Origin of the sequence: Marinobacter sp. AC-23 (assembly GCF_001858325.1) — a bacterium.
Lineage (GTDB): Bacteria > Pseudomonadota > Gammaproteobacteria > Pseudomonadales > Oleiphilaceae > Marinobacter.
Genome location: NZ_MBPP01000004.1, coordinates 39,698 through 53,779 on the forward strand (window position 1 = coordinate 39,698; position 14,082 = coordinate 53,779).

The 14,082-nt window shown below is 55.1% G+C and carries 15 protein-coding genes; 7 read left to right on the forward strand and 8 right to left on the reverse strand.

Going from position 1 to position 14,082, the window contains the following annotated elements:
* Positions 1-81 precede the first annotated feature (81 nt).
* From hpf to yjgA, 6 genes are all read left to right on the forward strand, one after another.
* Positions 82-390, forward strand: a complete 309-nt coding sequence (gene hpf / locus BCA33_RS03055) for a ribosome hibernation promoting factor (protein ID WP_071263396.1) — start codon at positions 82-84, stop codon at positions 388-390.
* 84 nt (positions 391-474) lie between these two features.
* Positions 475-945 carry a PTS IIA-like nitrogen regulatory protein PtsN gene (gene ptsN / locus BCA33_RS03060; protein WP_071263397.1) on the forward strand — a complete coding sequence of 157 codons (471 nt, stop codon included), beginning with the start codon at positions 475-477 and terminating at the stop codon, positions 943-945.
* 29 nt (positions 946-974) lie between these two features.
* Positions 975-1,859, forward strand: a complete 885-nt coding sequence (rapZ, locus tag BCA33_RS03065; protein ID WP_071263398.1) for an RNase adapter RapZ — start codon at positions 975-977, stop codon at positions 1,857-1,859.
* Positions 1,860-1,865: 6 nt separating this feature from the next.
* On the forward strand, positions 1,866-2,135 hold the full coding sequence (locus tag BCA33_RS03070; protein ID WP_071263399.1) for an HPr family phosphocarrier protein: 270 nt from the start codon (positions 1,866-1,868) through the stop codon (positions 2,133-2,135).
* A 94-nt stretch (positions 2,136-2,229) separates the two neighbouring features.
* Positions 2,230-3,591, forward strand: a complete 1,362-nt coding sequence (gene mgtE / locus BCA33_RS03075; RefSeq protein WP_071263400.1) for a magnesium transporter — start codon at positions 2,230-2,232, stop codon at positions 3,589-3,591.
* Between the two features lie 22 nt (positions 3,592-3,613).
* Positions 3,614-4,138 (forward strand): ribosome biogenesis factor YjgA, encoded by a 525-nt coding sequence (gene yjgA / locus BCA33_RS03080; RefSeq protein WP_071263401.1) that lies wholly within the window; start codon positions 3,614-3,616, stop codon positions 4,136-4,138.
* Between the two features lie 21 nt (positions 4,139-4,159).
* On the opposite strand, the gene BCA33_RS21230 is transcribed toward yjgA, so the two are convergent.
* The 8 genes from BCA33_RS21230 to BCA33_RS03110 are packed head-to-tail and all read right to left on the reverse strand — an operon-like array spanning position 4,160 to position 12,444.
* On the reverse strand, positions 4,160-5,497 hold the full coding sequence (locus tag BCA33_RS21230) for a YhdP family protein (RefSeq protein WP_254774140.1): 1,338 nt from the start codon (positions 5,495-5,497) through the stop codon (positions 4,160-4,162).
* Complete coding sequence (locus tag BCA33_RS21235; RefSeq protein ID WP_254774141.1) at positions 5,494-7,413, reverse strand: DUF3971 domain-containing protein; 1,920 nt, start codon at positions 7,411-7,413, stop codon at positions 5,494-5,496. Before BCA33_RS21235 ends, BCA33_RS21230 begins: the two co-directional genes overlap by 4 nt.
* A 2-nt stretch (positions 7,414-7,415) precedes the next feature.
* Positions 7,416-7,922 carry a hypothetical protein gene (locus tag BCA33_RS21240; protein WP_254774142.1) on the reverse strand — a complete coding sequence of 169 codons (507 nt, stop codon included), beginning with the start codon at positions 7,920-7,922 and terminating at the stop codon, positions 7,416-7,418.
* Positions 7,923-7,930: 8 nt separating this feature from the next.
* A complete protein-coding gene (gene rng, locus BCA33_RS03090) occupies positions 7,931-9,412 on the reverse strand; it encodes a ribonuclease G (protein WP_071263402.1) in 1,482 nt (493 codons plus the stop codon).
* Positions 9,409-10,011, reverse strand: a complete 603-nt coding sequence (locus BCA33_RS03095) for a nucleoside triphosphate pyrophosphatase (protein ID WP_071263403.1) — start codon at positions 10,009-10,011, stop codon at positions 9,409-9,411. Before BCA33_RS03095 ends, rng begins: the two co-directional genes overlap by 4 nt.
* 2 nt (positions 10,012-10,013) lie before the next feature.
* Positions 10,014-10,490: a rod shape-determining protein MreD gene (gene mreD / locus BCA33_RS03100; protein WP_071263405.1), complete on the reverse strand. Its 477-nt coding sequence runs from the start codon at positions 10,488-10,490 to the stop codon at positions 10,014-10,016.
* Positions 10,490-11,374: a rod shape-determining protein MreC gene (gene mreC, locus BCA33_RS03105; RefSeq protein WP_083394618.1), complete on the reverse strand. Its 885-nt coding sequence runs from the start codon at positions 11,372-11,374 to the stop codon at positions 10,490-10,492. The genes mreD and mreC overlap by 1 nt, the downstream gene beginning before the upstream one ends.
* A 29-nt stretch (positions 11,375-11,403) precedes the next feature.
* Positions 11,404-12,444 carry a rod shape-determining protein gene (locus BCA33_RS03110; protein WP_071263429.1) on the reverse strand — a complete coding sequence of 347 codons (1,041 nt, stop codon included), beginning with the start codon at positions 12,442-12,444 and terminating at the stop codon, positions 11,404-11,406.
* Positions 12,445-12,715: 271 nt separating this feature from the next.
* Here BCA33_RS03110 and BCA33_RS03115 point away from each other — a divergent pair, with 271 nt between their 5' ends.
* Positions 12,716-13,984 (forward strand): mechanosensitive ion channel domain-containing protein, encoded by a 1,269-nt coding sequence (locus BCA33_RS03115; RefSeq protein WP_071263406.1) that lies wholly within the window; start codon positions 12,716-12,718, stop codon positions 13,982-13,984.
* The last annotated feature ends 98 nt before the right edge of the window (positions 13,985-14,082 follow it).

Below are 14,082 nucleotides of genomic sequence, written 5' to 3' on the forward strand. Positions count from 1 at the left end.
ACGGATTTCGCAGGCACACTCGTGTGCCCGCACATAATGCCGGCTCAACCGGGCCGGAGTGGATGACAATAGGAGACGTCTATGCAACTCAACATTTCAGGCCATCACGTAGAGCTGACTCCCGCGTTAAAAGATTATGTAGCCGAGAAACTGGAACGGCTGGAGAGGCACTTTGACCACATCAGCAATTGCCAGGTGACCCTGGAAGTGGATAAGGTTCGCCAAATAGCAGATGCTACGCTCCACGTGGTTGGTGGTGAGATTCACGCAAAGGCGGAAAATGAGGATATGTACGCAGCAATCGACGGCCTTGTCGATAAGCTAGACCGGCAGATCCTCAAGCACAAAGAAAAGAGTGTGGACAGGATGCAGGGTAACATCGCCCGCTAGGCGACTGTTTTCAGGCATGTCATCTAATCAGGCTGCGGCACGGGAAACGTGTCGCAGCTTTTTTAACGGAAGTACGGTCGATTCATGAGCGACACATCACTGACAATAGACAACATCCTTGCCCCGGAATTGACCCTGTGCAAGGTGCCCGCATCCAGTAAAAAGCGGGTTCTTGAGTTCATTGCCGAGCAGATCAGCCAGCACAATGATGCTCTTAACGAGGGCCAGATATTTAACAATCTGATTGCCCGTGAGCGGCTGGGCAGCACCGGAATCGGCCAGGGAATCGCCATCCCCCATTGCCGCCTGGATGGACTTGAGAAGGTTATTGGCGTACTGATGACTCTGGACGAAACCGTGGAGTTTGACGCGATTGATAACCAACCGGTAGATCTGGTGTTTGCACTTGTTGTGCCTAAAGAAGCGACCAGCGAGCATCTTGAGTTGCTAAGCCAGCTGGCTGAAAAATTTAATGAGCGCGCTTTCTGTGACCGCCTCAGACAGTGCAAAGATGCAACTGAGCTTTACCAAAGCATGACCGCCGCAAGCGGCTGATATCCACTCTGGCAACAGGCTGTTTCACCATGAAGCTGATCATCGTCAGTGGCCGATCCGGGTCCGGCAAAAGTACCGCTCTGCACGTACTGGAAGATCTCGGCTACTACTGCATTGATAACCTGCCTATCGGGCTTTTGTTCCCTCTTACTCGGGAGGCGGCTGACCAAAGCGCACCAGGGCGGCTCGACAAAATGGCGGTCAGTATTGATGCCCGCAACCTGTCCGCCGAACTGGCTAATTTTGAAGAGATTTACCGAAAACTCCGCAAGGCGGATATTCTGGTAGAGATCATCTACCTGGACGCCGATGAGCAGTCACTGCTGCAGAGATTTCACGCGACCCGCCGCAAACACCCCCTGAGCAACGATAAAACGTCTCTCCGAGAGGCCATCAGCAGCGAAAAAGAGCTGCTGGAGCCGCTCTCCAAACTTGCGGATCTCTACATCAACACCAAAGGCCTGTCGATGTACGAACTGCGGGATATGGTGAAGCAGCGCGTGGCCGGGCGCAAAGATCAGGAACTGGCCCTGCTGTTCCAGTCTTTCGGCTTCAAGCATGGTGTACCACTGGATTCCGATTACGTATTTGATGTGCGCTGCCTGCCGAACCCGTACTGGGATACCAGCTTGCGCAAGTTTACCGGCCTGGATCAACCGGTTGCCGAGTTTCTGGAGAAAGAACCTGCAAGCCACAAAATGGTGAACGATCTTATTGCTTTTCTGGAAAGCTGGATCCCCTCTTTTGCCGACAGCAATCGCAGTTATATGACCATTTCCATTGGCTGCACCGGCGGCCAGCACCGGTCGGTATATGTCTGTGAACAGCTGGGGCGGCATTTCCGGGAACTCAGCAGCAACGTGCAAGTACGTCATACTGAGCTGCCGCATCTGCAGGCCCGGAAAGAGGTCTGAGTTGCTGTGATACGCCACCCCATTATTATTATAAATAAACTTGGCCTGCACGCCCGGGCCACAGCAAAGCTGGTTGCCACTGCATCACGGTTCGACAGTGCTGTAAAAGTCTGCGGCAAGGGCCGTGAAGTAGACGCTAAAAACATCATGCAGGTCATGATGCTCGCAGCCAGCAAAGGCACCGAGGTGGAGTTGGTAGCCGATGGCCCAGACGAGCAGCACGCTATCGACGCCCTCGCCGCCCTGATCAACGACTATTTTGGCGAAGGCGAATAACTGGCCATTTTTCATAGCCCATCCCTGCAACTCTTTCTCACGTGCGCTGGCTAACTCCGTTATAATACTGGCGTTTTCTGACTGCAGGTGATTCATGTCTGATATTCTGGAAAAAAGCCAAGCCCGCCAACGTTTACGCTCACTGAGCGAAGCGCTGGACAGCGGCGCGCTGAAACAAGTTGCCCGTATTCTCAACGGCGGCCTGAGCCCCAGTGATATTGCCCACCTGCTAGAATCTTCGCCGCCACGCCAGCGCGCCCTGCTCTGGAACCTGGTTGATAAGCAGCTGGAAGGTGATGTTCTCCAATACCTTAACGAGGACATTCGCGCCGAATACCTGAGCCGGTTGAACGCCCAGGAACTGGCGGACATTATTGAGGATTTCGAGTCGGACGACCTGGCCGACCTTCTCCAGCAGTTACCCGATACGGTGATCCAGGAAGTTCTGGACACCATGGACGAGCAGGATCGGCAGCGGGTTGAAGAGGTGCTTTCGTACCCGGAAGACACCGCCGGCGGCTTGATGAACACCGACACCATCACCGTGCGCCCTGACATAAGCATCGATGTGGTGTTGCGTTATCTACGCCGGCACCGGGTGCTGCCACCCATGACAGACAGCCTGATTGTCGTGAACCGGCGGGATGAGTTTATCGGCATGTTGCCTATCACCAAGATGCTCGTGTCGAATCAGGCTGCAACCGTTCGGGAGGTGATGGATACAGACATTGAACCCATCCCCGTCACCCTGTCAGATACCAAGGTTGCCACCCTGTTTGAGCGCTACGATCTTATTTCTGCGCCGGTTGTGAACGAAGAAGGCCGTCTTCTGGGGCGGATCACCATCGATGACGTGGTGGATGTTATCCGGGAAGACGCGGACCACTCGCTGATGAGTATGGCGGGCCTGGATGATGACGAAGATACCTTTGCACCCGTGTGGAAAACGACCCGGCGCCGGGCGATTTGGCTGGGCGTTAACCTGCTCACCGCCTTCATTGCCTCTGGCGTCATTGGCCTGTTTGAAGACACCATCGAAAAAGTGGTTGCCCTGGCGGTGCTCATGCCCATTGTAGCCAGCATGGGCGGAATTGCCGGCAGCCAGACCCTCACACTGGTTATCAGAGGCATGGCGGTTGGGCAGATAAGCGGAGCCAATGTGGGCTGGTTGCTGAACCGGGAGTTTCTTTCCGGTATTCTCAACGGCTTGCTCTGGGCCGCGGTGGTGGCTGCCGCGGCCACCGCCTGGTTTCAGGATATAATGATAGGGGTGGTTATCGCGGCGGCGCTGGTTATTAACCTGGTGGCCGCAGCGCTAGTGGGAACTGTACTGCCGCTGTTCCTGAAATCTCGCAACATAGACCCGGCCCTGGCAGGCAGCGTTATACTGACAACCGTTACCGATGTGGTCGGTTTTATGTCTTTTCTTGGCCTTGCGACCATTTTTTACGCGTGACCCGACAAACCTGGATGTAATCATGATTGACAACACTCAAGACGACGCCCCGGAGTATTCCGGGCCGAGTAAATCCCAGCTCAAGCGGGACATGCACGCGCTGCAGAACATTGGTAAGCGTATGCTGGAATTGAGCAACGAACAGCTTGATACGCTGACCATCAGCGATACCCTCAGAAGCGCCATTGAAGAATCCCGCAGGATTCGGCAGAACGAAGCCAAGCGTCGTCACTTGCAATATATCGGCAAGATTATCCGGCAAGAAGACGACCCAGAGGCGGTGCTGCGGGCTATTGATGCTTTCGATTCAGGAAGCGAGGAACACACTCGCCGCCACCATCTGGCTGAGCGCTGGCGCGACCGAATGATTGCCGACGGCGACTCTGTTGCTGGTGAGTTTTTCAGTTACTGCCCTGGTGCAGACATTCAGCACTTGCGTAACCTGGTTCGTAACGCCCGCAGAGATGTGGATAAACAGAAAAACACCGGCCAGGCCCGCAAACTATTCCGCTACCTGCGCGAGTGTGTTGATGAAGTTGAAGCCTGATTCTGGCAGCAACCATTCCGGTCAGTTGCCGGTATCAAATACCCGTCGCAGATCCACGCTAGGCTCGTCCCAGGTTCCGGTCACATTGTAGGTAGCGCTGGTCAGTTTGCTCAATGGATCACCCAGTACTTTATCGAGTACAAAAAGCGCACCTCCGATGGGAGCACCGGCTCCCATTAATAATGCCGCCAGTGGCAAGTTCTGCGTCAGTGGCAGAACCACTACCAGGCGCATATCGAGCACCTCATCTGCCAGGTTGGTGCTGCCGCTAAGCTTGAATGCGCCAGACGGCCCAACCACCTGAAGCTCCGGATCCATGGTCAGCAGGCCATCTTTCAGGCGCGCCTTGCCTGAGATAGCATCAAAGGCTACGCCACGCTCATACAGATCGGAAAAGTCCAGCTTGAGCCTACGCCAAAGCGTGTCAGCATTGAGTAGATTGAAGATTCTGAACACTTGCGCGCTGTTATTGCGTTCCAGAATAACGCCGTCGTCCAGACGAGCGCTAACCTCCCCACTGAGGCTTGCGAGCTCAAACTCATCAGGCCGCCCCGGCCAGTCCAGCTCAAGCTCAATATTGCTTTGCTTGTTGGATAAAGGAATGTCTGAACCAAAAAGCCCTCCCAAATCAGCCAAAGCGTCGCCAGTTACAGACCCGGAAAACTGACTGGTTTCTCTGTTATCGACAACGCTCCAGGTCATATCCCCCTGCAACGTGAGGGACTTGAGGCGGCCTTCAATTTCGGTAATTTTCAGCTTCTCGGCCTCAGGCCGCAAATAAAAAGACCAACGACCCAAACTCTCACCGTTTAGTTGCAGCTCCGATATGGCAATGTCCACATCTGGCCAGTTCGCCATATCCAAGGCCCGAAAGGCTTCAAGTTGCTGCTTCAGTGTTAACAGTTCTGGAGCCTCTTTCGCGGCCTCCTCATTTCGAACCAAGCGAAGCACTTGAAAATCTGCAGTAACTAGGCTCAGGTCATTAGGTATTTCCAGCCGGCCAACCGCCCGCTCTGAGCGAGTAGTAAGAACCCAGCGGTCACCAAGATCAAGGGCTTCAAGGTTTATGTTCGTCAGAGTTTGAGCCCCCAGATAGAGCTCCTCAAAGGTCAGCTCAAGCCCGGAGTTTTTCCACAGCAAGTCAAAGGTCGCGCGATTCTCCCAGGTACCAGAAATACCCAAGCCGTCCTCGGCTTCGATGTCTATTTCCGCCACCAGCGGTGCGGCTTCGTCCGCATCTTTGGAAAACGGAGCAGGCCAATCGATGGCCAACCCTTCAAGGCTGGAACGGACCGTTAGCCTTGAATCGCTGCCTGGCGCCACATCCAGCTGCGCCGTATATTCAGTCGTGCCGCTCAAGCCATACTGGCTCTTTTTGGGGGTTCCATCAGCCCTTCGGGCTTCACAATGCCTACCTGGCGAAACACACCGGGCACAGCTAACGCGCCGGTTTGCTGAATTCTGAGCCCATCGCCCGCTCCTGGCTGATCCGAATTCGTCTGGCTGAACGCTACGCTGACCGGCTCGCCCAAAAAGCTTGCTTGCAGGGGCTCCCCGGAGAAGCCCTTAACAGAGTGATAATTCAGCGCACCGGAAATGCTGTCCCAACGCAGGTCTGCCTCAGGATAGTTAACTGAACCATTACGGGTGTAAATGTTCGCCTCAACCACGGGCGTGGCGCCATCGATTAGAGGCAAGTCAATCGCAAGGTCCAGTTCGTAATCGCCGGCGTAATTGAGGTTTTGGGCTTCTGCTCCGACCATGTCGCCAAACGGGCTGTTCTCCACCCAATAGGCCACAGCGTCCCCAGGCACTGGTGCCGACACATCCACGCGCACGAGTGCACCGTCCTGTTTGGGAACCACGGCTACGGTACCAGGATTCAGGGACAGGCCGCCGGTGGTTCCGGCTTCCAGCGACACCAGCGTGTCGCCATTTTGTATGTCAACTCGTCCGCGAGCGCCGGTTACTTCAGGCCACTGATCGTCATAGCGCACGGTGGCGTTATCAAACTCGTACCACATGGACGACACAAATGACCCTGCAGGCGAGTCTGCGCTAATCTGGCCATGGCCATAGTAAACACCTGATGTAATATTCGCCTTGGTGATAGCGGTGGTCAGCCACTCATAAAGTTCGGCATCCACGACTTTCTGCGGAACAAATTCTGCCAACATGGACGCCGTGGCGTCCTCAACGCCAATACGCAGGCCTAAATTGCTCTCTCCCTGTTCATCCAGCTTCAGATCGAAAGCGCCGGCCAAGAGGGTTTTTTCGCCATATCCAATGCGTATGTCATCTGCATACACTCGGGTAATGGGGCCATCCAATTGCCAGGCGACGGTCGCAGCCATCTCGGGCAAGGACCATTCGCTGCTGAACAGTTCCGGAAACTCCAAAATAACCGGTCGCACACCGGAGCGGGCTCGCACATACCCAGCAGTCTCATCAACATAAACAATGCCCTGCACACCACTGACCGCTGGCGCCCCATCATAGGCTGCAGCCCCAACGTTCCGAAGCCGGGCAGAGAACTCAAAACTGTTTTCACCACGCCCCGGAACACTGATTTTCACACCGTCAAGAAAGCCCACCGGGCGATAGTCTTTCAGGGCGTCACTGGCGACCGGGGGCAAAAGCGGGAGCGCACCGACCAGATTACGTAGCGGGCGCAGCGGCATAGCTTCGGCGGTAATGGTAAAGCCTTCCGGTTTTGGGACTAGCTTCAGGCTGAATGGTGGTACTTCATCACCGTTCCAGGCCCAGGCCAGCTGTTTCAAATGCCATTCTCCGATGGTTTCAGCCCCGTCACCGGTTTCTTCCGGCGCCTCCATCACGGCACTGTGTCTGCGCCAACCAAACTGCGCACTGATATCTTCCAGTGGGGCCAAGGACTCACCGGCAACCCCCAGCTGCAAGTATGGCGTTCTCACGGTTCCGCTTACTTGCTGCAGGACACCTTCACGGAAGGTCAACCAGGCCTCGCCGCCCAAATCAAACCCTTCTACCCGGATGTCTCGCCATTGATATTCATCAAACAGGCCATCAAACAATCGGCCCGAATCCACATCGAGGTATAATTGGCCGCTAAAGTCACCGCGAAAAAAGTGCTTACCCACCAGTGTAAAACTGGCAAGTTGCTGGGTTGTTGCGGATCGCATGGCCCGCCCGGACGCCCGAAACAGGCCCTTTTGATATACCAGATCAAGCTGGGGGATATCCAGGTGGCGCAGCTGGCCTTGATTATCACGAATACCCAGGCTCACGCGGGTCACTTTTATGTAGGGGTCCGACAGCCATTTCCCGGCGATTTCGAGCAATATCGGAAGCGGTTATTGAGCGGCTCAGGAAAGTCGGCACCCCGAACGCCCACTTCGCCACTGTCATTTTGGTTAAGCGTTAATTCAAGCCCGTCGGCCTCGAAATCCTCAAAGACGATCCTGAACCGCATCAGCGACGCCAGCACGTCGAAACGAATGGTCAGATGCTGCAGGCTCACTACCTGCACCCCGGAATCCGGGTTGGTAACATCAATATCTTGAGCGGTAAATGAGGGGTCCAGCCAGAACCAGCGGGAGGAGAGGTTGCCAATGCGTACTTCGTGCCCCAAGCGAGCAGAAAGATCCCTGGAAAGATCGTCCCGAAAGCTATCTATATTCTGGGTAAGCTGCCGGCCAATGCCCACATAAAGGGCAAACAGCACCAACACGATAAGCAGCGACCACCACACAGCGCCGGTAAACAGCGCCATCAAACGTAAAGGCTGGCGTTTAGAGGAAGACATTGGGGGCGTCAGAGCAAAACGACATCATACTGCTCCTGACTGTAAAACGGCTCTACCTGAAAGCGGACAGCCTTGGCAATAAAGGTTTCAAGGTCTGCCACGTTGTCGGACTCCTCATCAAGAAGACGATCCACCACGCTTTGAGACGCCATCACCAGATAGTTTTCTGCATCGTAAGCCCGGTTAATCCGCATAATTTCCCGGAAAATTTCGAAGCACACGGTTTCACTGGTTTTAAGGAAGCCACGGCCATCGCAAATTGGGCAAGGTTCACACAAAACCTGACCAAGGCTTTCAGTGGTTCGCTTTCGGGTCATCTCTACAAGACCCAGCTCAGACACACCGGTAATTTTGGTTTTTGCGTGATCCCGCTCGAGCATTTTTTCCAGCATTCGGTGAACCTGGCGCTGATGCTCGGCGTCTTCCATATCGATGAAGTCGATGATGATTATGCCACCCAGATTGCGCAAGCGCAGTTGGCGGCTGATCGCCCGAGCCGCTTCCAGATTGGTCTTGAAAATCGTCTCTTCCAGGTTGCGATGACCCACAAACGCGCCGGTGTTGATATCAATGGTGGTCATGGCTTCGGTCTGGTCAATGATCACGTAGCCTCCAGACTTGAGCTGCACCTTGCGGCTGAGCGCCTTCTGGATCTCATCCTCTACCGAGTAGAGATCGAAAATCGGCCGCTCACCTGGGTAGTACTCCACCTTATCGGCAAATTCGGTCACAAACTCTTCAACAAATTCCATGACCCGCTGATGACTCTCTCGGCTGTCGATACGTACTTTTTCGGTTTGCGGCCGAATAAGATCACGAATGGTGCGGATAAACAGCGGTAAATCCTTGTAAACAGCGGCAGGCGCCTGCACCTTTTCAATCCGCTCGTGGATAGACTGGCTGAGGTGGTGCAGGTAATTCATGTCTGCCATCAGCTCTTCCGCCGTCGCCGCCTCAGCCGCTGTGCGGATAATATACCCGCCCTTCACGTCCGGATGGGTTGCAGCGCCTTCTTCCACGAGGGTTTTCAATCGGTTGCGTTCGGCTTCGTCCTCGATTCTCTGGGAAATACCCACATGGCTAACCTCGGGCATGAAAACCAAATAGCGAGAGGGTATGGAAAGCTGGGTCGTGAGCCGGGCACCTTTTGTACCAATAGGGTCTTTGGTGACCTGCACCACCAATGACTGCCCTTCACGCAACAAGGTGCGAATATCCGGTACGGTTTTGGGGGAGGCCCCAGGCTCTGACGCACTGGACTGGCTAGACACTACATCGGAGGCGTGTATGAATGCGGCCTTCTCCAGACCAATGTCGACAAACGCAGCTTCCATGCCGGGGAGCACCCGCACAACCTTACCTTTGTAGATATTACCAACAATGCCTTTACGACTGGCACGCTCAATGTAGGCTTCCTGCAGCATACCGTTCTCAACCAGCGCAACCCGGGTTTCAACCGGTGTTACGTTGATCAGGATTTCTTCGCTCATGATTGGCTCTCCCTACTACTCGGCCAGTGTTTCCAAACGGGGCAGCCAGCACTGGCCAGCAAGGCGGCAGTTTCCTGTAATGGCAGGCCAACAACCGCACTGTAGCTCCCTTTGAGTTCCTTCACAAAAATACCACCAAGTCCCTGAATGCCATAACTTCCAGCCTTGTCCATTGGCTCTCCTGTGGCCACATAGGCGGCGATCTCGTCGTCAGACAGACAACGGAACGTTACTTGCGTCGTCACCAAACAAGTCTCGCAGTGCCCTCCCTGTGCCAGTGCGATGGCCGTCATAACCTGGTGAGTTGTGCCAGACAGCTTGGCGAGCATAGCTTTAGCTTCGCGCTCGTTGGATGGCTTACCAAGAATTGCTGCATTCAGAACCACAGAGGTATCAGAGCCGAGAACCAGTTTGCCGGGAAAGCTGATCGCAACAGCGAGGGCTTTCTCCCGGGCCAGCCGCTCGACGTAATCACCGGGCATCTCTGCGGTTCGCGGGGTTTCGTCAATATGGGCGGGCTGCACAGAAAAGCGGACACCAATCTGCTCAAGCAGTTCTGAACGGCGTGGCGACGCAGAAGCGAGAATAACTGAAGCCATGGTTAACCCAACTTTCGATTGATGTTGTCCATCAGTATGGAAAACATGGGCCATACCACGGCGCTGGTCAGTGCCGGCCACAGATAGCTGAACCCAGCATCCTCGCCACCAAGCATCTGCTTGAGAAAGTGCACCAGCATCTGGTTAATGCCAAGAACAAGAAAGACCATCAGGCACTGTTGCGATAAGGGATACATGCGCAGCCGCTGATGGATAGTAAGAACCAAAAAGGCAATCAGCCCCATCGCCAGGGCGTTAACGCCCAACGGCGTTGCTTCCAGCACATCGAGCAACAGGCCGAGACACCAGGCAAACAGAATGCCGAATTGCGCCGGGGCCCGGAATGTCCAATAAAACACGATTAAACCAAGCCACTCAGGCCGGAACTCGAACCAGCCCACGGGAAACAAGGAAATGCTCAACACCAGTGACGCGATCACCGACAGCACAAATACCGGATAACTGATTACAGACAACATCAGCCCTGGCCCTCCTGCGCCGATTCGGTGGCCGGAAGGTTATCACCGGCTTCTGGCTCCGCTGGCGATTCGCCCTTTGGAGAGAATACAACCAAAACCAAACGGCTTTGGTTGAGCTGTGCTTTCGGGCGAGCCTGAATAGACACAAAGGGCTCCCCTGGCTCTTTATTGATCAGGCTTACCTCAGCAACCGGGTAACCCCGCGGGAAACGCCCTCCAAGGCCGGAGCTGACCAGCAAATCCCCCTCACGAATATCCGCGGTGTCTGGCACGTGCACCAAATCAAGTGTGCCGGAATCGCCGGTGCCAAGCAGAATGGCCCGTAGCCCATTACGCACAACCTCAACCGGTACGGCATGGCTGCTGTCTGAGACAAGAAGTACGCGGGAGGTGATTTGGCTAGTTTGCACCACCTGCCCCATCAGGCCGTGGGCATCCAATACGGCCTGACCTACCTGCAAACCGTCACTGCGGCCTTTATTGATAATAACTTCGTGGGAATACGGGTCTGGCGACACCCCCACCACTTCGCTGACAATAACCCGGTCGTCCAGGAGTTCCGAAGAGTTCATCAGGCGACGAAGTTCGTTGTTTTCGGACGCCAGCGCGGCGTACTTGAGGGCCCTGCGCTCGAGAATGAGCAGCCGGGCCTTCAGGCCTTCGTTTTCCTGCTTCACATCTTCGCGGGTGGTGAACAAGCCGGCAACCCAGCCACTGAACTGATTGGGGGCGTTGCCAAGCCAATACACCGGTGTGAGGCCGGTTGCCAAAGTGGATCGAACAGGGGTAACACGATCGAACTGCTGATCGGCAACGATCAACGCCGCCGATACGATAATAACGAGCAGTAGCCTGAGGCCTGGTACCGGCCCCTGGACAAAAATGGTTTTAATGGCGATCCCTCCCCAAAGGATTATCCCTCCGGAGAGAACATTCCGATGCCGCCCCGGTCAATAACTTCCAGCGCCTTGCCACCACCACGGGCAACACAGGTTAGCGGGTCTTCTGCAATGATAACCGGCAGCCCGGTTTCTTCACTGATCAGCTTATCCAACCCGCGCAGCAGCGCACCACCACCGGTCAACACTATGCCGCGCTCGGCAATATCCGAGGCCAGTTCTGGTGGAGACTGCTCCAGAGCGCTTTTAACCGTCTGTACAATCTGTGCCAGCGATTCCTGAAGGGCGTCCAGAATTTCTTCACTGTTAAGTGTGAAGGCTCGTGGCACACCTTCGGCCAGGTTGCGGCCACGCACATCAATTTCGAGAATCTCCAAGCCTTCGTAGGCGCAGCCGATTTCGTGCTTGATGCGCTCGGCGGTAGATTCACCAATAAGGCTGCCGTAGTTACGGCGCACATAAGTAACAATGGCTTCGTCAAACTTGTCACCGCCCACCCGCACTGAATCTGCGTATACGATGCCGTTAAGGGAAATAATAGCGATTTCGGAGGTACCACCACCGACATCCACAATCATTGAGCCACTGGCTTCTTCTACCGGCAGGCCGGCACCGATGGCGGCGGCCATGGGCTCTTCAATCAGGAACACTTCGCGGGCGCCGGCTCCCAGAGCCGATTCACGAATAGCTTTACGCTCCACCTGGGTGGATTTGCTGGGCACACACACCAGAACCCGTGGGCTTGGAGTGATAAAGCTGTTCTCGTGCACTTTGTGAATAAAGTGCTGGAGCATTTTTTCAGTCACCACAAAGTCGGCTATTACGCCGTCTTTCATGGGGCGAATGGCGGTGATGTTGCCAGGAGTGCGACCTAGCATGCGCTTCGCCTCGGCGCCGACGGCAGCGACCGTTTTCGTGGAGTTAGTAGTACGAATGGCTACAACGGACGGCTCATTCAGCACAATCCCGCGGTCACGCACGAAAATAAGGGTGTTGGCGGTGCCCAGATCGATGGACAGGTCGCTGGAAAATAAACCTCGGAGTCTTTTAATCAACATTCGTGTAGTTTCAACCTGAGAGTTGCGGTTGCGGAAAGATGCGGCAACTTTAGCAGTGCCCCCCGCTCAGGCAAGGCGCAGCCTGCTGCAAAGGCAAATGATATTGCTCTTTGCATGAACAATCGTTCATACGCTTATTAGGGCCAGAAACCGCTACAGGGCAATTTGCTGGTTGACGCGGGCATTGAGTTGATCTTTGCTACACACTAAAGTCGGCCTGAAAAGCCATCCAAACCATTCTGATTAACTGCCACAACCGAGGCCGCTGTTGAGGATACCAAAGATTACCATTGCGCAGGCACTGGCGTTTGTTATCGCGGTAGGCCTACCCTCGCTCGCCCTGGCTCAACAAGGCGAAACCGAGCGAGCTGGCCCAATCGCTCTGGCGCCAGGTGCTGGCAATGACGCGCTGATCACTCAACGTATTGCCAGCATTTTTGAGCAGATTCCTCAATTTAAATCACTGCAGGTCGGCGTTAACAGCGGCGTAGTGGCCATATCGGGGCAGATTGCCAACGAAGCCCAGGCCCAGCGGGCACTGAAACTGGCCAGCCGGATAGAGGGCGCCATCGCAGTTGACGACAGGGTTGTGCGCACTCTGGATTTACAAGATAACCTCAACCCCCTGTGGGATTCGTTACAGGACTCTCTGCACGGCTGGATAAGGGCGCTGCCATTATTGCTGGTGGCGCTGAGCATTTTCGTTATTGTGGCTTTCGCCGGACACCGGCTGGCCGCATACACCCCACTCTGGTCACGGCTAACCAAGAACCCCTTTCTAGCAGAACTGGCCGGCCACGCAGTCCGGCTGGCAACCATACTTCTGGGTTTGCTACTTGCTCTGAACATTCTCGGAGCCACGGCACTGATGGGCACTCTGCTTGGAGGTGCGGGCGTGCTGGGACTGGCTATCAGCTTTGCAGTCAAAGACTCCATGGAGAACTACATTTCCAGCATCATGCTGAGTATTCGGCAGCCATTCAGGGCCCAGGAGCACGTGACCATCAACGACTACGAAGGTGTTGTCGTTAGACTGACATCACGCTCAACGGTATTGATGACCTTGGAAGGCAACCATTTACGCATCCCCAACGCGACCGTTTTCAAAGCCGTTATCCTGAACTACACCCGCAACCCTCAGCGCCGCTTTGATTTTGTGTTGGGAGTAGACGCCGAAGATGACCCAGCTTTGGCTATACAGACCGGCCTGGCTGCTCTGCAGCAGCTGGAGTGGGTGCTAGGCGACCCGGAGCCCAACGGAATTATCGAATCCGTGGGCGACTCCAGCATTCTTATTAAATTCATGGCCTGGATTGACCAACGTGAATCTGATTATGGCAAGGCCCGCAGCCTCTCTATTCGTACTGCCAAAAACGCGCTGGAGACTCAGGCTTCACCTTACCCGAACCCATCTACCGGCTGCGTTTCGACCAATCTCCCGCCATCCTGGGTGCCACGGATGCACCTGAACGGCCCGAAAAGGGGAGCACAGGCGCAGCTAAATCCGCATCTGAGGCGCCGCCAGGCGATGTGCTGAACGTGCGCCCGGACACCCATATTTCCCGGCAAGTGCGGGAAGAACGGAACGACGCCACAGCCGAAGACCTATTGGATGATACCCGGCCAATTGAGTAA